This is a genomic window from Microbacterium sp. 22195 (assembly GCF_052056515.1).
Lineage (GTDB): Bacteria > Actinomycetota > Actinomycetes > Actinomycetales > Microbacteriaceae > Microbacterium.
The window spans coordinates 114740-131844 of the sequence record NZ_JBQEPE010000005.1; the positions used below are offsets into that span (position 1 = coordinate 114740).

Here is a 17105-nt window from a genome sequence, read left to right on the forward strand (position 1 = left end):
ATGTTCGCCCGCCCGGTGAGCCTGCAGGCTCGGCTGATGGCCGCCGTGATCGGGTTCGTCTCCCTGATCCTGGTCGTTGTGGCCATCATCACCAGCGCGACGCTCGGCAAGACGCTCGAAGACCGTCTTCAGGAGCAGCTGAACGGCACCGCAGCCACGACGAAGTCGGTGGTGACCTCGCAGGCGAACCGGATGCTGCCCCTGGGCGGAACCTTCACGGCCGCCAGCGCCCTGGCGGACTACAAGGTGCAGGGCATCGATCTGCTGCTGATGATCGTGCCCCCGGGAATGTCCGCCTCCGGCGTCGTGGTGACGCCGGACTCGCGTCGTGAGATCTCCGGCGCGGACATCCTGACGATCACGGCCGCGCTGAGGGATGCGAACTCAGCCACGGTGAGCCTGCCGGACTTCGGGTCCTACCGTCTCACGGTGAGCCGGACGGACAACGGCGTGGTCGTGGTCACGGGCCTCTCCCGCGCCGACGTTCAGCGCACCATGACCATGCTGTTCACCGTGATCGCCCTGGCGACCCTCGGCGGCCTGCTGCTGCTCGCGCTCACCACGGCCCTCACGATCAGCATGGGGCTCCGTCCGCTCCGCGCCGTCGCGGCGACGGCCACGCGCGTGGCCGGTCAACCCCTCGACCGCGGTGAGGTGAGCATCACCGAGCGGGTGCCCGACTACGAGGCCGACCCGCGCACCGAGGTGGGGCGGGTGGGCGCCGCGCTGAACACCCTGCTGGACCACGTCGACTCCTCGCTGGCGGCGCGTCAGCGCAACGAGGAGCGGATGCGGCGCTTCGTCGCCGACGCGAGCCACGAGCTGCGCACGCCGCTGGCCTCCATCCGCGGCTACTCCGAGTTGTCGCTGAAGGCGATCAGGCAGGCGGAGCAGGCGGATGCCGATCAGAGCGCGCGGACACTGGAGAACACCACCTCGGCGCTGGAGCGCATCCAGGCCCAGTCGCTGCGCATGACGCGCCTGGTCGAGGATCTGTTGCTGCTCGCCCGCCTGGACGAGGGCCGCGAGCTCGTGAGCAGGGATGTCGACCTGGCCCAGCTCGCCGTGGAGGCGCTCACCGATGCGCAGCCGACGGCACCAGACCACGCCTGGGAGCTGGACGTCCCCGAGGAGCCCGTCATGCTCATGGGAGACGCGGGCCGACTGCACCAGGTGCTCGCGAACCTGCTCGCCAACGCCCGGACGCACACCCCTGCGGGCACCACGATCACACTGTCTCTGGCGGTGGAGTCCGGGACGGCCGTGCTGCGCGTGCACGACGACGGCCCCGGCATCGACCCGCAGGTGCGGGATGAGCTGTTCGCCCGATTCGCCCGCGGTGATGCGTCACGCGCCCGCCAGACCGGCGGGACCGGGCTCGGACTGGCGATCGCCAAGGCGATCGTGGAGGGGCACGGCGGGACTGTCGACGTGACGAGCGCACCCGGTGACACGACGTTCACGGTGCGACTGCCGCTGGAGACCGCTCCGCAGCAGAGCGCGGCCGAGACGGATGCGTCCAGCTCGAGCACTCCAGGGCCGAGCGCCCCAGGATCCAGCACGGGCGAGGGCGACTCCGGCGCCGAGGGGTTCCCCCCTCCGCCGCCTCCTGCTCCCCAGACTCAGTAACCGGCGAACGCGTCCGTGGTGAGACTGCGTGCCTTCTGCAGAGCAGGCGCGAGGTCGGCGATCAGGCGCGGCGGGCCCGAGATGAACGCGTGCCGTGCGGCGATGTCGGGCACCACGCGCTCCAGACCCGCGGCATCCAGCCGCACGCCCTGCGCCCAGGTCCAGTTCTCGGCCAGATCCGCCGGCTCGTCGCGTGTGAAGACCACGGCCCGCACGCCGGTGGCCTGCAGCTCATCGCGGAACGCCAGCTCGGCCGCCTCGGAGGCCACGTAGACGAGCACGACGTCGCGCTGCACGCCCAGCGACTGCATCTGGCGCAGCTGCGACACGAACGGCGTGACACCGATGCCAGCCGCCACCATCAGGGTCGGGGCCCCGCCGCGTGGCAGGAGGAAGTCGCCCCAGGTCCCGGTCACCGCCAGCACCGCGCCCGGCTCGGCCGCCGCGAGAGCGCGCTTGTAGCTGGACGGATGCTTCTGATCACCGTTCTTGTACGCGATGCGCAGGGTCGGCAGATCGGCGGGGGCGGAGACGATGCTGAACTCGCGCCGGGTGCCGCGCGCATCCGGCCGGTGGTGCGGCACGTCCAGCTCGAGGTACTGCCCCGGGAGGAAGCTCAGCCGCCCCTTCGTGCGGAACGTCAGCTCCTGGGCCGTGGGCGTCACCATCCGCCGCTTCTCCAGGACCAGCCGCACCGAGCCGCGTAGCGCGAAGGCGAACGCCAGCAGGTTGCCGATCAGCAGTGCGCGCTCCTGGCCCAGCGTGAACAGGTCCCCGACCGGGATCGGCCAGCCGGCCAGCACGCCCACGAGGGCCGCGACGCTGAACTGCTGCCAGCGCCGTGGCGGCTGGGTGAGCGGCTCGGAGAGCATGAAGGCGCCGAGGAACAGGTACGGCGTGTGCACGACCGCGAACACCACGGCATCCGCGATCGCCACCTCGGTGCCCGCCGACTGGGCGAGCACCGCCTGACGCACCACCGAGACGCCGACGACGACCAGCAGGAACACCAGCACGATGCGCACCTTCTCGATGCGCCACAGCACGAGCAGTCCCAGCACGGCCACCGCGACGGCGAGTACGGGCGTTCCCACCCACCACGACGAGAGGGAGCCGAGCCCGAGCACCGTCACGACCGTCGCGCCGAAAGCCGCAGGATTGAGGATGTGCCGGCCGCGCCAGGCGATCAGGTACTTCGACAGGCTCGCGAGCGCACCTGCCAGCGCATTGCCCAGCAGGCCCCCGACCGTCAGCGAGGGCTGCATCACGAACAGCAGGATCAGCGCCGTGACCAGCGACGACTCGACGCGCCAGGGCAGCCGGAGGATGCGCTGGGCCGCCGCGTCGACCGCCGAGATCGCGACCGCGAGCACCGCGAAGGACGCCAGGATCTCCCCCGCGCTCGGAACGACGAGCCCGGTGAACGAGAAGCAGAGAGCCACCACGGCGAGCGCGACCAGGGCGAAGAACACCAGGCGGTACATCGAGATGGCGCCGAGCACCGCCAGCACGCGCTGCCGCAGCGCGGTGAGGGAGGGAATCACTGCATGACGGCGCGCCTCAGGCGGCGCCGTTGAACATGCTCGTGACCGAGCCGTCCTCGAAGACCTGGCGGATGGCCGTGGCCAGCAGCGGTGCGATCGGGAGGATGACGAGCTCGTCCCAGCGACGCGACGCCGACAGCGGGATCGTGTCGGTCACGACGACCTGATCGATCGCCTCGTCCTGCAGACGCACGGATGCCGGATCGCTGAAGATCGCGTGCGTGGCGGCGACGATCACCTTGCGGGCGCCGTTCGCCTTCAGCGCCTGCGCCGCCTTCACGATCGTGCCGCCGGTGTCGATCATGTCGTCGACGAGGAGGCAGGTGCGGTCGTTCACGGTGCCGACGATCTCGTGCACCGAGACCTGGTTCGCGACCTTCGGGTCGCGGCGCTTGTGGATGATCGCCAGCGGCGCGTTCAGGCTGTCGGACCAGGTGTCGGCGACGCGCACGCGGCCCATGTCCGGCGAGACGATGGTGAGCGTCTCGCGGTCCTCGGCGGTGAGGGTCTCTTCGAAGTGCTTCAGCAGCACCGGCTTGGCGAAGAGGTGGTCGACGGGACCGTCGAAGAAGCCCTGGATCTGCGCGGCGTGCAGGTCGACGCTCATGACGCGGTCGGCGCCGGCCACCTTCAGCATGTCGGCGACCAGGCGGGCGCTGATCGGCTCGCGACCGCGGCCCTTCTTGTCCTGGCGGGAGTACGGGTAGTACGGGGCGACGACGGTGATGCGCTTGGCGGATGCCCGCTTGGCGGCATCCAGCATGATCAGCGTCTCCATGAGCCACTCGTTGACCGGCTCGCCGAAGGACTGCACGATGAAGAGGTCGCAGCCGCGGATCGAGACCTCGAAGCGGGCGTAGATCTCACCCGAGGCGAACGTGCGGTGCTCGACGGGCGCCATCTCCTGACCCAGCGCAGCGGCGACCGCCGCCGTCAGCTCGGGATGGGAGCGACCGCCGGCGACGACCAGTCGCTTCTTGGTCTTGGCGATCAGCCCGGGTGCGACCCCGTTCTCCCGATCCAGTGCCACAGTCTTCTTCTTGTGCCCCATCCGAGCCGCCTATTCCGCCGATCGTTCCCGCGCGGCGGCATCCGCCGCGCCGGTTCCTGCTCTGTTCTTCTCGACCCACCCCTCGATGTTGCGCTGAGGGGCGACGCTCATGGCCAGCGAGCCTGCGGGGACGTCCTTGCGGACGACAGCACCTGCACCGGTCTTCGCACCTGCACCAAGCCTAACGGGCGCGACGAGCACCGTGTGAGAGCCGGTGTGCACCTCGTCCCCGATCTCGGTGCGGTGCTTGTTCACATCGTCGTAGTTCGCGGTGATCGTGCTCGCGCCCAGGTTGACGTGGCGGCCGATCACGGCATCCCCCACGTAGGAAAGATGCGGGACCTTGCTGTCCTCGCCGATCTGCGCGTTCTTGGTCTCGACGTAGGCGCCGATCTTGCCGCCCGCACCGAGCACCGTCCCGGGGCGCAGGAACGAGAACGGGCCCACGGTGGCGCGGGCGCCGATCACCGCCAGGTTCGCATCCGTGCGCTTGACGACGGCGTCCTCGCCGACCTCGGTGTCGATCAACGTGGTGTCGGGGCCGACCGTGGCGCCGGTCGCGATCACGCAGGCGCGCAGGAGCTGCGTGTTCGGCAGGATCGTCACGTCGGGCGCGAGCACGACGTCGTCGTCGATCCAGGTGGTGGCCGGATCGATGATCGTGACGCCCTCGCGCTGCCAGCGGCGGACGATGCGCTGGTTGAGCACCCGGCCGGCCTCGGCGAGCTGGGCGCGGTCGTTCACGCCGAAGGTGGATGCCGCATCCGGTGCGAGCTCGGCGGCGACGTGCTCGGCCGCGCCGCGCAGCAGGCCGATCACGTCGGTGAGGTACAGCTCGCCCTGAGCGTTGTTCTGGTCGATGCGCGTCAGGAAGGTGCGCAGCGCCGAGACCCGGAAGACGTAGACGCCCGCGTTGATCTCGGTGACAGCGGCCTCGTCGGCCGTCGCGTCCTTCTGCTCGACGATGCGCTCCACGGCTCCGTCGGCGCCTCGGATCACGCGGCCGTAGCCGGTCGGGTCGTCCAGATGGGCGCTCAGCAGGGTGGCCGCGGCGGACGCCGCCCGGTGGCCGTCGAGCAGGTGCTGCAGCGTGTCGGCCTCGAGCAGCGGCACGTCTCCGGAGAGCACGAGGACGTCGCCGTCGAAGTCGTCCGGGAGGGCGTCGAGTGCGACCTGCACGGCGCGGCCGGTGCCGGGGATCTCGTCCTGGTCGACGATGCGCGCGTCCGGGTACTGCTCGGCGAGTGTCGCGATGACCTGCTCGCGCTCATGCCGCACGACGACCTCGATGTGCTGCGCCCCCAGCGCGTGCGCGGTGGTCAGGACGTGTCCGACCAGCGGCCTGCCGCCGATCTCGTGCAGCACCTTGGGTAGGCGCGACTTCATGCGGGTGCCCTGCCCTGCGGCGAGGACGATGATGGCGAGTGCGTTCTCCGACATGCTCCGCCGCCAGGACTCGAACCTGGACTTCACAGCTCCAAAGGCTGTCGTGCTGCCATTACACCACGGCGGACCGCGGCCCCCGTGGGACACCGCCCGTCAAGTCTGCCACGTTCACCCGTGCGCTCTGAGCGCGGCCGCTGCCGTCGGCCCGCTCGTCATCTGTCGGAAACACTCTCCTGCGATCATGACGGCATGAGCATCGTCATCGAGCGCGTCATCACGGCCACCCCAGCGCTGCAGGCGTTCGTCGCCGCGCACCACGCCGAGATGGAGGGCACAGCCCCGCCCGAGAGCCAGCACGCGCTGTCCTTCGACCGACTCCTCGAGCCGGGCGTCCGGCTGTTCGCCGGCTACCACGACGGCCGTGCCGTCGCCACCGGCGCGCTGGCCGCGGTCGACGACGGCCACGAGGAGCTGAAGTCGATGCGCATCGCCCCGACCTCCCGCCGGCAGGGCTTCGGCCGTGCCATGCTCGCCTTCCTCATCGGCGATGCCGGGAGCCGGGGCATCCGGCGGCTGTCGCTCGAGACCGGTCGCGATCCGTTCTTCGCGCCCGCCCGCGCCCTGTACGCCGACGCCGGATTCGTGGAGTGCGAGGCGTTCGGACGGTACCTGCCCGATCCGCACAGCGCGTTCCTGACTCTCGCCCCGGTGCCGGCGGCGGGGATGGAGGCGGCGCCGCACACGGGATAATGGTGCGATGAGCGAGGTGGATGAGGTCGATCGGATCGTCAGCGCGTGGAACGCGCAGCGTCCCGACCTGGACTTCTCCCCGCTCGAGGTGCTCTCCCGCATGGACAGGCTCTCCCGCCATCTCGACCGGGCCAGGCGCGAGGTGTTCCACCGCAGCGACATCGAGCCCTGGGAATGGGATGTGCTCTCCGCGCTGCGGCGCGCGGGCTCTCCCTTCCAGCTCTCGCCCAAGCAGCTGCTGCAGCAGACGCTGGTGACCAGCGGCACCATGACCAACCGCATCGACCGGCTCGTCGGCCGCCGGTTCGTGCGCCGGGAGGCGGATCCGGATGACGGCCGCAGCATCCTGGTCATCCTCACCGACGATGGGAGGGTGCGCGTCGATGCCGCCATCACCCGCCTCGTGGACGCCGAGGCCGAGCTGCTGCAGGCGCTGCCCCGCGCGGACCGCGACCGGCTGGCGGGCCTCCTGCGCAAGCTCAGCCTGAGCTTCGACGTCTGAGCGCGCGCTGATGGCGATGACCTCACCGCTGCCCGTGCGAGACGGCGTCGGCGCGACGCGCCTGCACCTGCCGCTGAGCGGTCCCTGGCCCACGATCGGCGCCTACATGGCCGAGCGCTTCTTCCACCTCGACCCCGAGCGCCTGCTGACGCGCTTCGACCGCGGTGAGATCGTGGCCCGCGACGGCTCGCCCCTCACCAGGGACACCCCGCTGGGCGCGCACGAGTTCGTCTGGTACTACCGGGAGCCGCCGGTGGAGCGCCAGATCCCGTTCGAGATCGAGGTGCTGCACCAGGACCGCGACCTCGTGGTGGCCGACAAGCCGCACTTCCTGCCGACCACCCCGGGCGGGAAGTACCTGCAGAACTCCGCACTGGTGCGGCTGCGGAACCTGCTCGGCATCCCCGAGCTGACCCCGATCCACCGCCTGGACCGGGCGACGGCCGGCCTGCTGATGTTCTCGGTGCGCCCGGAGACCCGCGGCGCCTACCAGCTGCTGTTCGAGAACCGCCGGGTGGAGAAGGTCTACGAGGCGGTGTCGGCGCTGCCCGAGGGGTGGGATCCGGCATCCCCCGCGCTCGACGGCCGTCCGTTCCCGATCGTCCACCGCAACCACATCGAGAAGCTCCGCGCGAACGTATGCGTGCGGGTCGACGCCGAGCGCGAGCCCAACTCCGAGACGCTGATCGAGCTGATCGACGCGGACGAGCGCGTGCTGCACACGCGACTCCGGCCGCACTCCGGGAAGATGCACCAACTGCGGGTGCATCTGGCGGCGCTGGGCGCCGGCATCCTCAACGACGGCTTCTACCCTGTGCTCCTGCCCGAAGCGCCGGATGACTTCACCAGGCCCCTGCAGCTGCTGGCACGGGAACTGCGGTTCACGGACCCGCTCACCGGCGCCGCACGGGAGTTCGTGACGCGCAGGACCCTCCAGGAGGCGCCTGCTCCCGCCGTCAGGCCGGAACAGCGCCCCGCGCAGCCCATGCCACCGCGGGGAGCGTGAACGGACCGTCCGGCGCCTCGAGGTCGTCGCGCACCGCGGAGCGCACGGCATCCAGTTCCTCATCGCCGAGGGTGCGCACGTACTGCCCGATCGGACCGATCCCCGCGGTGTAGCCCGCCCAGAGATCGTCGAGGCCGTCGTAGCGGGCGGTCGCGATGATCTCGGAGGAGCGGACGTCGACGAGCCCCGCTCCCTCCAGCAGCGCCGCCAGCTCGCCCTCGCGGAGCCCGAGCAGCCCGTCGTCGGCCGGCGACACCCCGAGCGCGCGCTGCGCGGCCCGCCAGAAGCGTGCGATGCCCTGCATCCGCGCGTGGTCCCAGAAGCACAGCGCCACAACGCCACCGCCGCGGGTCACCCGCGCCATCTCGCGCACGCCCTGCTGCGCGTCGGACATGAAGCCGACCACGAGCGAGGACAGCGCCGAGTCGAACGCGCCGTCGGCGAAGGGCAGAGCCTCCGCGACGCCCTCGACCACCTCGGCGCCGGGCACCCGCTCGCGGCAGGCCTCGACGAACGGCGGCGAGGGGTCGATCGCCGAGACGCTCCCCGCGCCGAGGCGGCGCGCGAGCTCGCGCGTGAGCCCGCCCGGTCCGCATCCGACGTCCAGTGCACTGCCCGTCTCCACGCCGGCGAAGTCGGCGAACGCCGGCGCCAGCGAAGGCAGGAAGCGACCTATCAGACGGTCGTAGCCGTCCGCCGCCTGGAACATCCCCGTGTCCATGACGCGCCTTTCACCCCAGAGGACTCCCCTGGTGCGAGGATGGCACGTCGCGGGTCGCGGCGGAAGGGCTATCGCCGCATGATCATGCGCGCGAGCTTCGTCCCCAGCAGCTGCACGAGATGCACGAACACGACGATCAGCACGATGGCCGCCCACATCACGACCGGCTCGAACTGACGGAAGCCGTAGATCTGCGCGAAGGCGCCCAGACCACCGCCGCCCACGAGGCCGGCCATGGCGGTCATGTCGATGAGCGCGACCACGATGAACGTGTAGCCGAGGATGAGCGGCCCGAGCGACTCGGGGATCGCGACGGTGAAGAGGATGCGCCACGGGCCGGCGCCCATGGCGCGCGCGGCCTCGAGCATGCCCGGAGAGACCGAGACGAGGTGCTGCTCGACGATGCGCGCGATCGCGAACGAGGCCGCGAGACCGATCGCGAAGGCACCGGCCGTGGTGCCGATGCCGACCCCGATCACGGCCCGGGTCAGCGGCATCGCCACGGCGATGAAGATGACGAACGGGATCGGGCGGAAGAAGTTCACCAGCAGCTCGAGCACGCCGTTGACCAGTCGGTTCGGCAGCAGCCCGCCGCGCCGGGTGAGGTACAGGCCGACGCCGATGAAGGTGCCGAGGACGCCGGCCATGACCAGCGCGAACACGGTCATGTAGAGGGTCTCGACGGCGGCCTGCCAGAACTCGTCGCCCAGTTCGATGAGACGGTCCATCAGCGCGTACCCTCCTGCTCGAGCTCGGTCACTTCGGCGTGCTGCCGGATGCCGCGCAGCGCCTCGTCGATCGCGGCATCCGCGCCTCGGATCGCCAGGGTGAGATGCCCGAAGGCGCGACCGCGGATGTCGTTGATCCCGCCGTACACGAGCTCGAACTCGAGGCCCGCCTGCGCGAGGTCCAGCAGCACCTGCGACTGCGAGGAGTCCCCGTCGCGGAACGAGAACGTGACCAGGCGCCCGGCGTGCCGCTCGCGGAGTGCCGCCGCCTCGGCCGGCGAGGGCAGTCCCTTGATGACGGTGCCGACGAAGCGCTGCGAGGCGGGGTTCTGCGGTCGGGAGAAGACGTCGAAGACCTCGCCCTGCTCGATCACCCGCCCCTTCTCCATCACGGCGACCTTCGTCGCGATCGTCTGGATGACGTCCATCTCATGCGTGATGACGACGATCGTCACGCCCTGCTCGCGGTTCACGCGCCCCAGCAGATCGAGCACCTCGTGCGTGGTCTGCGGGTCCAGCGCGCTGGTCGCCTCATCGGCGAGCAGGATGCTGGGCCGTGTCGCGAGCGCACGGGCGATGCCCACGCGCTGCTTCTGACCGCCGGAGAGCTGCTCGGGATGGGCGCGAGCCTTGTCCGCGAGACCCACGAACCTCAGCAGCTCGGCCACGCGCTCGTCGATCTCGGGCTTGGACCAGCCGGCGAGCTTCAGCGGATAGGCGATGTTGGCCTTGACGGTCTTCGCCGAGAACAGGTTGAACTGCTGGAAGATCATGCCGATCCCGCCGCGGATCCGGCGCAGCTCCCGCTCCCCCAGCGCGGTGATGTCGACTCCGTCGACGTGGATCGTCCCGCTCGTGGCGGGTTCGAGGGCGTTGATCAGCCGCACCAGAGTGGACTTGCCCGCTCCGGAGTATCCGATGATGCCGAACACGTCGCCCTGCTCGATGTCGAGGGTGACGTCGTCGACGGCGGTCACAGGCGCGCTGTCGCGCCCCGCTGCCGGGTAGCTCTTGGTGACGCCGGCGAGGCTCACGATGGGCATGTGTTCTCCCGAGGGTGGGGATGCGGTGTGCACGCGAATCGGGCGGCGCGAGTTCGCGCCGCCCGATTCTCTCGCATTCAGGTGTGAACGCGGGATGTCACTTCTTGATGACGGTGTCCTCGAGAACCGTCTTCAGCGACTTCTGCAGGTCGGCGGCCGCGGTCTTCAGCGGCACCGCCGTGTCGCCCGAGGACTCCTGCAGGCCCTTCTGCACCGCCGCGTCGGTCTGGAAGATCTCGACGAGCTTCTTGTAGGTGGGGTTGTCGACGTCATCGGCGCGGGCGGCGAAGATGTTCACGTACGGCAGCGCGTTCGGGTCGGTCGGGTCGTCCTGCGCGATGGCGTCCTTGAAGCTCAGGCCCGCGTCCTTGACGAAGTCGTTGTTGATGATCGCCGCGGCGACGTCGGGCAGAGCGGTCGGGATGACCGCCGCCTCGAGAGCGGTGACCTTGACCTTGGACTTGTCGGTGTCGACGTCGGCGAGGTCGCTGACGATGGTGCCGCCGCTCTTCAGCTTGATGAGGCCGGCCGACTGCAGCACGAGCAGCGCGCGCGCCTGGTTCGAGGCGTCGTCCGGCACGGCGACGGTCTCGCCCTTCGGGATGTCCTTCACCGAGTCGTACTTCTTCGAGTACAGGCCCAGCGGGTAGATCGCGGTCGCGCCGATCGGCTGCAGGTCCTTGCCCGAGGCCTTGTCGTACTGCGCGAGGTAGACGATGTGCTGGAACTGGTTCAGGTCGAGCTCGCCCTCGGCGAGCGCGGGGTTGGGCTGCTCGTAGGAGCCGAAGTCGACCAGCTCGACGGAGATGCCCTCCTTCTTGGCCGCGGCGACGAACGCGGGCCACTGGGCGTCGCTCTTGCCGACGACGCCGATCTTGACCGTGTCGTCCTTCTTGGCGGAGTCGGTGGAGGATGCCGGGTTGGAGGCGCACCCGACGAGGGAGGCGATCAGGACAGCGGCCGTTGCGGCGGCGGCTGCGAGGGTGGTGATGCGACGGGACATGGTCTGTGATTCCTCTCGTGGGGGACTCGAAAACGGTACGTGGCGGCCGCGGGCGCACCGTAATCGGCCCGTCACATTACGTCACAGCTCCGGCGGTCTCGCTACGCTTCGCGCCGCGCCGGGGGGCGGGCGGACAGACGGAGAGGAGCATCAGGCCCGTGGGAGTGGACGCACCACCTCACCACGGGCCTGGTCGCGTCCCCAGCCGCGAGAGCAGCGCCACCGTCCCCACGATCCCCCAACCGAGGTAGACGGGCGTCTATATGCTCGTAGACGAGCGTATATCACTCGGGTGATGACGTCCAGACCGCCTGGATGCCGTCGATGACGACGGCTTCGGCATCCGGAACACCCAGTCCGGTCAGGGCCGTGGCGAAGCTGTCGACGGCGTTCTGCGCCGAGTAGTCCGTCAGGAAGCGCGCGATCGCCAGTTCCCCCGAGACGAGCAGCTGCAGGAAGAGCGTGGCCTGCGCAGGCGGCATCCGCAGCTCACCGCCCTCCCGGGAGAGGTGATCGGCGAGGAAGCCCGCGACGACGTCGCGCGAGGTCACGTAACCGCGCCGCGCGATCTCGACGGGCACGGAGCGGTCCTGGTACAGCGCGAGCCATGCGGCGGCGATCGGATCGGCCGCTCCCGCCCGCGCGAGCCCGGCGAAGTACGCGATGCAGCCCCGCATCGCGCTGTCGGGGAAGAGCCGACGGGCGTCCTCTGCGACCTGGACGGCGATCTCGTCGGCACGGTCGAACACGGCGATCGCGATGTCCTGCTTGGTCGGGAAATGGTGCCCGAGCGCGCCCTTGGTGAGCCCGAGCCTGGCCGCGATCCGCGACAGCGAAGCCGCCGCGTAGCCGCGTTCGATCATCTCCTCGCTGGCGGCGGTCAGCAGGCGCAGTCGAGTGCGGTGTGCGGGGGAATCGGGGAGCACCCATCCACCATAGGGCGCAAGGGCGTCGCGGTGCAGGTCAGTCCAGCTGCTCGGTGAGCTCGAACCAGCGCAGCTCGAGCTCGTCCACCTCGTCCTGCTGCGCCTGGATCGTCTTCATCCGCTCGCCGAGCCCGGCGTAGTCGGACTGATCGTGGTCGGCCAGCGCGTGCTTGGCGCGATCGATCTGCTCGTTGAGCTTCTGCATCCGGCGCTCGAGGGCTGCGAGCTCCTTCTCGGCGGTGCGGCGCGCCGCGCCGTCGAGGGCGGGGGTCTTCGCGGGCGCCGCCGGGCTCGCAGCGGCGTCGGACGCGCCGCCGGACCTCTGCTCGAGAGCCCGCAGGCGGAGGTACTCGTCGATGCCGCCCGGCAGATGCCGCAGGTGGCCGCCCATCACGGCGTACTGCTGGTCGGTGACGCGCTCCAGGAAGTACCGGTCGTGGCTCACGACGAGCAGTGTGCCCGGCCACGAGTCGAGCAGGTCCTCGATCGCGGCGAGCATGTCGGTGTCCATGTCGTTCGTGGGCTCGTCGAGGATCAGGACGTTGGGCTGGTCCAGCAGCACGAGCAGCAGCTGCAGGCGCCGCTGCTGGCCGCCCGAGAGCTCCTTCACACGGGTGGACAGCTGCGCGGAGCTGAAGCCGAGCCGCTCCAGGAGCTGACCGGGCGTGAGATCCTGCGCCTTCGATCCGGTCCCGAACGTGTACGAGGTGCGCAGCCCGCTGATGACCGTGCGCACCGGCTCGTCCCAGTGCTGCTCGAGCTCGTCGATCCGCTGGGTGAGTGTGCGCACCTGCACGGTCTTGCCGCGCTTCACCCGCCCGCTCGTGGCCTCCACGGTTCCGGCGATCAGCCCGAGCAGCGTGGACTTGCCCGCGCCGTTGACGCCCAGGATGCCGGTGCGCTCCCCCGGCGCGATGCGCCACTCGACGTCGCGCAGCACCACCCTGCCGCCGTAGGAGACGCCGGCGTCCAGCAGATCGACGACGTCCTTGCCGAGGCGGGAGACCGCCAGCGACTGCAGCGAGACGGAGTCGCGGATCGGCGGCACGTCGGCGATCAGCTCATTGGCCGCGTCGATGCGGAACTTCGGCTTGCTGGTGCGCGCCGGCGCGCCACGGCGCAGCCATGCCAGCTCCTTGCGCGCCAGGTTCTGCCGCTTCGCCTCGGATGCCGCGGCCATCCGGTCGCGCTCGACGCGCTGCAGGATGTACGCCGCGTACCCGCCCTCGAACGGCTCGACGATCCGGTCGTGCACCTCCCAGGTGGCGGTGCAGATCTCGTCGAGGAACCAGCGGTCGTGCGTGACGACCAGCAGCGCCCCGGCGTTCTTGGCCCACCGGGTCTTCAGGTGCCCCGCGAGCCAGGTGATGGCCTCGACGTCGAGGTGGTTGGTGGGCTCGTCGAGCGCGATGACGTCCCAGTCGCCCGCGAGCAGTCGTGCCAGCGCCACCCGGCGGCGCTGCCCGCCGGAGAGGGAGGCCACCGACGCGTCCCAGTCGAGATCGGCGACGAGGCCGGCGATGACGTCGCGCACCTTCGCGTCGCCCGCCCACTCGTGCTCCGGGGCGTCCCCCACGACCGCGCCCCCGACGGTGAGGGCGTCGTCGAGGGTGTCAGCCTGATCGAGCACGCCGATCGTCGTCCCCCCGCGCACGGTCACGCGGCCGGCATCCGGCTCCTTCCGCCCGGCGAGCATCCCGAGCAGGCTCGACTTGCCGTCGCCGTTGCGTCCGACGATGCCGATGCGGTCCCCCTCCTCGATGCCGAGGGTGACCGAGTCGAAGACGACGCGCGTGGGGTACTCGAGGTGGAGCGCTTCGGCGCCGAGGAGATGTGCCATGTCGTCTTCCAGGGTAGTCGTGCGGGCCTGTCGCGCTTTGCTGCGTTCCTGGCCGCCTCCATAATGGAGTGCACCATGTGAACGTACACATCGAGGGGGTCGAGGCACCGTGGACCGCGTCCGGGCACCGAACATCCGCGATGTCGCGCGCCTGGCCGGAGTCTCGTACCAGACCGTCTCCCGGGTGCTGAACGACTCCCCCAACATCCGCTCGGCGACCAGGGATCGCGTGCTGGCCGCGATCGACGAGCTCGGCTACCGCCCGAACCAGGCCGCGCGCACGCTCGTGACCAGCCGATCGCGCACCATCGGCGTGCTCACCTCGATGTCGGTGCACTACGGCCCGACCACCGCGATCAACGCGCTCGAGGTCTCGGCCCGCGAGGCGGGGTACCGCATCAGCCTGACCACGTTGGCCACGGGCGATGACGCCTCGATCCGCGGCAGCCTGGACTTCCTGATGTCGCAGGGCATCGAAGCGCTCGTCGTGATCGCACCCCAGGAGCGCATCATCCAGGCCCTCGCGGACGCGTCGATGAGCATCCCCACGATCACGCTCGACACGAGCGGACGCGCGAACGCGCACAGCGTCGGCGTCGATCAGGTCACGGGGGCGCGCCTGGCCACCCAGCACCTCATCGACCTCGGCCACACCGACATCGTGCACATCGCCGGTCCTCGCGACTGGATCGAGGCGGATGCCAGGATGCAGGGCTACCTGCAGGCCCTCTCGGATGCCGATCTGCGCACCCGGGCGCCCATCCTCGGCGACTGGAGCGCGGCCTTCGGGTACTACGCGGGTCGTGAGCTGCTGCGCTACCGGGACTTCACGGCGGTGTTCGCAGGCAACGACCAGATGGCCCTCGGCTTCCTGCACGCCTGCCGGGAGATGGACATCGACACTCCGGGCGAGATGAGCGTCGTCGGCTTCGACGACATCCCCGAGGCCGCGCACTTCGCCCCGCCGCTGACCACCGTGCGCCAGGACTTCGCCGAGATCGGCCGCCGCGCCATGTCGATGCTGCTCGCCCTGATCGACGGCGGGGATGCCGAGCAGGCGCGGGTCCTGCCCGAGCTCGTGGTGCGTGCATCGACGGCGCCCGCACCGCGCTGACCCGGACCGGACCCGGGACCCGGCGGGCGTCGATCATCACGAATCGGTAACCCCTCCTTCGGGGGCCGTTGACAGATGTGACCGTTTCGCATGTATCATCGAGGACACGTTGTGAACGGTCACAAATGAGAGCACGGCCCAGCTGGGGCCACCCGCAAGACGATGGAGTCCCGAAGATGCCGCATCCCTCAGCCCCGCAAGATCGGGCTGACGCCGCCGTGGCGCAGGTGCTCATCGCCCGCACCCGCGAACAGCTCTGCGAGGCCTGCGCGACGGCATCCGCCCTGCCCTCCCCCGCCGCGGTGTCCGCTCGCGTCGACGGCACGGACCTCTTCGTGATCACGCCCGACGCAGCGGATCTGTCCTCCGTCGGCCCGTCGCAGACCTCCGTCTTCGGCATCGACGGCCGCATCGTGAGCGCGCCGTGGGACCGCCGTACGGCACCGTCCTCCGCATCCTCCGAGCACGCCGGCATCCACCGGGCGGGTGCGGGGCGCTCCGCGGCCTCCTGCGCCGGCCGCATCGTGCACGCACCGACTCCCGCGGCGGCTCTCCGGGCCATCGCGGAACCGGCGGGCTCCCCGCCCGCCGACCGGGCCCACCCGGGCTCCCGCACCTCCCTTCCCTCCGGGAAGGTCGGCGAAACGCACCACACAACCGATCCACACCACACAAGGAGCACACAGTGAAGATGAAGAGGTCTCTCGCGCTCGTCGGCATCGCCGCCACGGCCGCACTCGTCCTGGCCGGCTGCAGCGGCACCCGCGGCGGCGACGCCCCCGCGGCGGGCGGCGACAAGGCGGCATCCGACTTCACCGTCGGCGTCGCGATGCCCACCCAGCAGTCCGAGCGCTGGATCGCCGACGGCAACAACGTCAAGAAGACCCTCGAGGACATGGGCTACAAGGTCGATCTGCAGTACGCGAACGACGACATCCCGACGCAGGTGTCCCAGATCGAGAACATGATCTCCACCGGCGCGGACGCCCTGATCGTGGCATCCATCGACGGCACCACGCTCACCGACGTGCTGCAGCAGGCAGCCGACGACAAGATCCCGGTCATCGCATACGACCGCCTGATCAACGGCACGAAGAACGTGGACTACTACACGACCTTCGACAACTACCAGGTGGGCGTGCAGCAGGCGACCAGCCTGCTCACCGGCCTGGGCGTGCTCGACGAGAACGGCAAGGACACCGGCGCGACCGGCCCGCTGAACGTCGAGCTGTTCGCCGGCAGCCCCGACGACAACAACGCCACGTTCTTCTGGAACGGCGCCATGGACACCCTCAAGCCCTACCTGGACAAGGGCGTGCTGAAGGTGCCGTCGGGTCAGACCAGCTTCGAGCAGGCCGCGATCCTGCGCTGGCTGCCCGAGACCGCGCAGAAGCGCATGGAGAACATCCTCACCGTCATCGGCGGCACCAAGCTCGACGGCGTGCTCTCGCCCTACGACGGCCTGTCGATCGGCATCATCTCGGCGCTCACCTCGGGCGGCTACTCCGCCTCCGCCCTGCCGGTGATCACGGGTCAGGACGCCGAGGCCGGCAGCGTCAAGTCGATCGTCGCCGGTGAGCAGTACTCGACGATCTTCAAGGACACCCGCGAGCTGGGCAAGCGCGCCGCGCAGATGGTGGATGACATCCTCAAGGGCAAGAAGCCCGAGGTGAACGACACCAAGACCTACGACAACACGGTCAAGGTCGTGCCGTCGTACCTGCTGAAGTCCGTCATCGTCACGAAGGACAACTACAAGAAGGTCCTGATCGACAGCGGCTACTACACCGAGGGCGACCTCAAGTGACCGCCCGGGGTGGGGGGGGGGGGGGGGGGGGGGGGGATTCTTGCTCCTCCCCCCC

The 17105-nt window shown here is 70.1% G+C and carries 16 protein-coding genes and 1 tRNA gene; 7 read left to right on the forward strand and 10 right to left on the reverse strand.

Features of this window, described 5'->3' with window-relative positions:
• A complete protein-coding gene (locus ACTJJ4_RS14710) occupies positions 1 to 1629 on the forward strand; it encodes a sensor histidine kinase (protein WP_440944013.1) in 1629 nt (542 codons plus the stop codon).
• Here the strand turns inward: ACTJJ4_RS14710 and ACTJJ4_RS14715 are convergent.
• The 4 genes from ACTJJ4_RS14715 to ACTJJ4_RS14730 form a co-directional block, all read right to left on the reverse strand.
• Positions 1623 to 3173, reverse strand: a complete 1551-nt coding sequence (locus ACTJJ4_RS14715) for an FAD-dependent oxidoreductase (RefSeq protein WP_440944014.1) — start codon at positions 3171 to 3173, stop codon at positions 1623 to 1625. The genes ACTJJ4_RS14710 and ACTJJ4_RS14715 overlap by 7 nt on opposite strands.
• Positions 3174 to 3189: 16 nt before the next feature.
• The gene (locus ACTJJ4_RS14720; protein ID WP_292700877.1) at positions 3190 to 4224 is read right to left on the reverse strand and encodes a ribose-phosphate diphosphokinase; all 1035 of its coding nucleotides are present in this window, start codon (positions 4222 to 4224) and stop codon (positions 3190 to 3192) included.
• A 9-nt stretch (positions 4225 to 4233) separates the two neighbouring features.
• On the reverse strand, positions 4234 to 5664 hold the full coding sequence (gene glmU / locus ACTJJ4_RS14725) for a bifunctional UDP-N-acetylglucosamine diphosphorylase/glucosamine-1-phosphate N-acetyltransferase GlmU (RefSeq protein ID WP_440944015.1): 1431 nt from the start codon (positions 5662 to 5664) through the stop codon (positions 4234 to 4236).
• Between the two features lies 1 nt (position 5665).
• Positions 5666 to 5737, reverse strand: a tRNA-Gln gene (locus ACTJJ4_RS14730).
• A gap of 122 nt (positions 5738 to 5859) precedes the next feature.
• Here ACTJJ4_RS14730 and ACTJJ4_RS14735 point away from each other — a divergent pair.
• From ACTJJ4_RS14735 to ACTJJ4_RS14745, 3 genes are read left to right on the forward strand one after another with little or no spacing between them, the layout of a single operon-like run.
• Positions 5860 to 6360 (forward strand): GNAT family N-acetyltransferase, encoded by a 501-nt coding sequence (locus ACTJJ4_RS14735; protein WP_440944016.1) that lies wholly within the window; start codon positions 5860 to 5862, stop codon positions 6358 to 6360.
• Positions 6361 to 6367: 7 nt separating this feature from the next.
• Positions 6368 to 6862, forward strand: coding sequence for a MarR family winged helix-turn-helix transcriptional regulator (locus ACTJJ4_RS14740; RefSeq protein ID WP_292700885.1), 495 nt, complete (start codon positions 6368 to 6370; stop codon positions 6860 to 6862).
• A gap of 16 nt (positions 6863 to 6878) precedes the next feature.
• Positions 6879 to 7868, forward strand: a complete 990-nt coding sequence (locus ACTJJ4_RS14745; protein ID WP_440944168.1) for a pseudouridine synthase — start codon at positions 6879 to 6881, stop codon at positions 7866 to 7868.
• On the opposite strand, the gene ACTJJ4_RS14750 is transcribed toward ACTJJ4_RS14745, so the two are convergent.
• The 6 genes from ACTJJ4_RS14750 to ACTJJ4_RS14775 form a co-directional block, all read right to left on the reverse strand.
• A complete protein-coding gene (locus ACTJJ4_RS14750) occupies positions 7819 to 8589 on the reverse strand; it encodes a class I SAM-dependent methyltransferase (RefSeq protein WP_440944017.1) in 771 nt (256 codons plus the stop codon). The two genes, ACTJJ4_RS14745 and ACTJJ4_RS14750, sit on opposite strands and share 50 nt — an antisense overlap.
• Before the next feature lie 68 nt (positions 8590 to 8657).
• Positions 8658 to 9317 (reverse strand): methionine ABC transporter permease, encoded by a 660-nt coding sequence (locus ACTJJ4_RS14755; protein ID WP_440944018.1) that lies wholly within the window; start codon positions 9315 to 9317, stop codon positions 8658 to 8660.
• On the reverse strand, positions 9317 to 10360 hold the full coding sequence (locus ACTJJ4_RS14760; protein ID WP_440944019.1) for a methionine ABC transporter ATP-binding protein: 1044 nt from the start codon (positions 10358 to 10360) through the stop codon (positions 9317 to 9319). The genes ACTJJ4_RS14755 and ACTJJ4_RS14760 overlap by 1 nt, the downstream gene beginning before the upstream one ends.
• A gap of 97 nt (positions 10361 to 10457) precedes the next feature.
• Positions 10458 to 11363 (reverse strand): MetQ/NlpA family ABC transporter substrate-binding protein, encoded by a 906-nt coding sequence (locus ACTJJ4_RS14765; protein ID WP_292700900.1) that lies wholly within the window; start codon positions 11361 to 11363, stop codon positions 10458 to 10460.
• Between the two features lie 284 nt (positions 11364 to 11647).
• Positions 11648 to 12289: a TetR family transcriptional regulator gene (locus ACTJJ4_RS14770; protein WP_440944020.1), complete on the reverse strand. Its 642-nt coding sequence runs from the start codon at positions 12287 to 12289 to the stop codon at positions 11648 to 11650.
• A gap of 37 nt (positions 12290 to 12326) precedes the next feature.
• Positions 12327 to 14129, reverse strand: coding sequence for an ABC-F family ATP-binding cassette domain-containing protein (locus ACTJJ4_RS14775; protein ID WP_440944021.1), 1803 nt, complete (start codon positions 14127 to 14129; stop codon positions 12327 to 12329).
• Between the two features lie 109 nt (positions 14130 to 14238).
• Here ACTJJ4_RS14775 and ACTJJ4_RS14780 point away from each other — a divergent pair, with 109 nt between their 5' ends.
• The 3 genes from ACTJJ4_RS14780 to chvE all read left to right on the forward strand — a co-directional run bounded on the left by ACTJJ4_RS14780 (position 14239) and on the right by chvE (position 17050).
• A complete protein-coding gene (locus tag ACTJJ4_RS14780; protein WP_440944022.1) occupies positions 14239 to 15243 on the forward strand; it encodes a LacI family DNA-binding transcriptional regulator in 1005 nt (334 codons plus the stop codon).
• Between the two features lie 176 nt (positions 15244 to 15419).
• Positions 15420 to 15932, forward strand: a complete 513-nt coding sequence (locus tag ACTJJ4_RS14785; protein WP_440944023.1) for a class II aldolase/adducin family protein — start codon at positions 15420 to 15422, stop codon at positions 15930 to 15932.
• A 2-nt stretch (positions 15933 to 15934) separates the two neighbouring features.
• Positions 15935 to 17050, forward strand: a complete 1116-nt coding sequence (chvE, locus tag ACTJJ4_RS14790; protein ID WP_440944169.1) for a multiple monosaccharide ABC transporter substrate-binding protein — start codon at positions 15935 to 15937, stop codon at positions 17048 to 17050.
• Positions 17051 to 17105 lie beyond the last annotated feature (55 nt).

Excerpts from the sequence above, each read along its gene's own strand:
- ACTJJ4_RS14750 (WP_440944017.1), bottom strand. The coding sequence starts at position 8,589 with ATGGACACGGGGATGTTCCAGGCGGCGGACGGCTACGACCGTCTGATA.
- ACTJJ4_RS14775 (WP_440944021.1), bottom strand. The coding sequence starts at position 14,129 with ATGGCACATCTCCTCGGCGCCGAAGCGCTCCACCTCGAGTACCCCACG.
- ACTJJ4_RS14760 (WP_440944019.1), bottom strand. The coding sequence starts at position 10,360 with ATGCCCATCGTGAGCCTCGCCGGCGTCACCAAGAGCTACCCGGCAGCG.
- chvE (WP_440944169.1), top strand. The coding sequence starts at position 15,935 with ATGAAGAGGTCTCTCGCGCTCGTCGGCATCGCCGCCACGGCCGCACTC.
- ACTJJ4_RS14710 (WP_440944013.1), top strand. The coding sequence starts at position 1 with ATGTTCGCCCGCCCGGTGAGCCTGCAGGCTCGGCTGATGGCCGCCGTG.
- ACTJJ4_RS14720 (WP_292700877.1), bottom strand. The coding sequence starts at position 4,224 with ATGGGGCACAAGAAGAAGACTGTGGCACTGGATCGGGAGAACGGGGTC.
- glmU (WP_440944015.1), bottom strand. The coding sequence starts at position 5,664 with ATGTCGGAGAACGCACTCGCCATCATCGTCCTCGCCGCAGGGCAGGGC.
- ACTJJ4_RS14785 (WP_440944023.1), top strand. The coding sequence starts at position 15,420 with ATGCCGCATCCCTCAGCCCCGCAAGATCGGGCTGACGCCGCCGTGGCG.
- ACTJJ4_RS14740 (WP_292700885.1), top strand. The coding sequence starts at position 6,368 with ATGAGCGAGGTGGATGAGGTCGATCGGATCGTCAGCGCGTGGAACGCG.
- ACTJJ4_RS14755 (WP_440944018.1), bottom strand. The coding sequence starts at position 9,317 with ATGGACCGTCTCATCGAACTGGGCGACGAGTTCTGGCAGGCCGCCGTC.
- ACTJJ4_RS14735 (WP_440944016.1), top strand. The coding sequence starts at position 5,860 with ATGAGCATCGTCATCGAGCGCGTCATCACGGCCACCCCAGCGCTGCAG.
- ACTJJ4_RS14745 (WP_440944168.1), top strand. The coding sequence starts at position 6,879 with ATGACCTCACCGCTGCCCGTGCGAGACGGCGTCGGCGCGACGCGCCTG.
- ACTJJ4_RS14765 (WP_292700900.1), bottom strand. The coding sequence starts at position 11,363 with ATGTCCCGTCGCATCACCACCCTCGCAGCCGCCGCCGCAACGGCCGCT.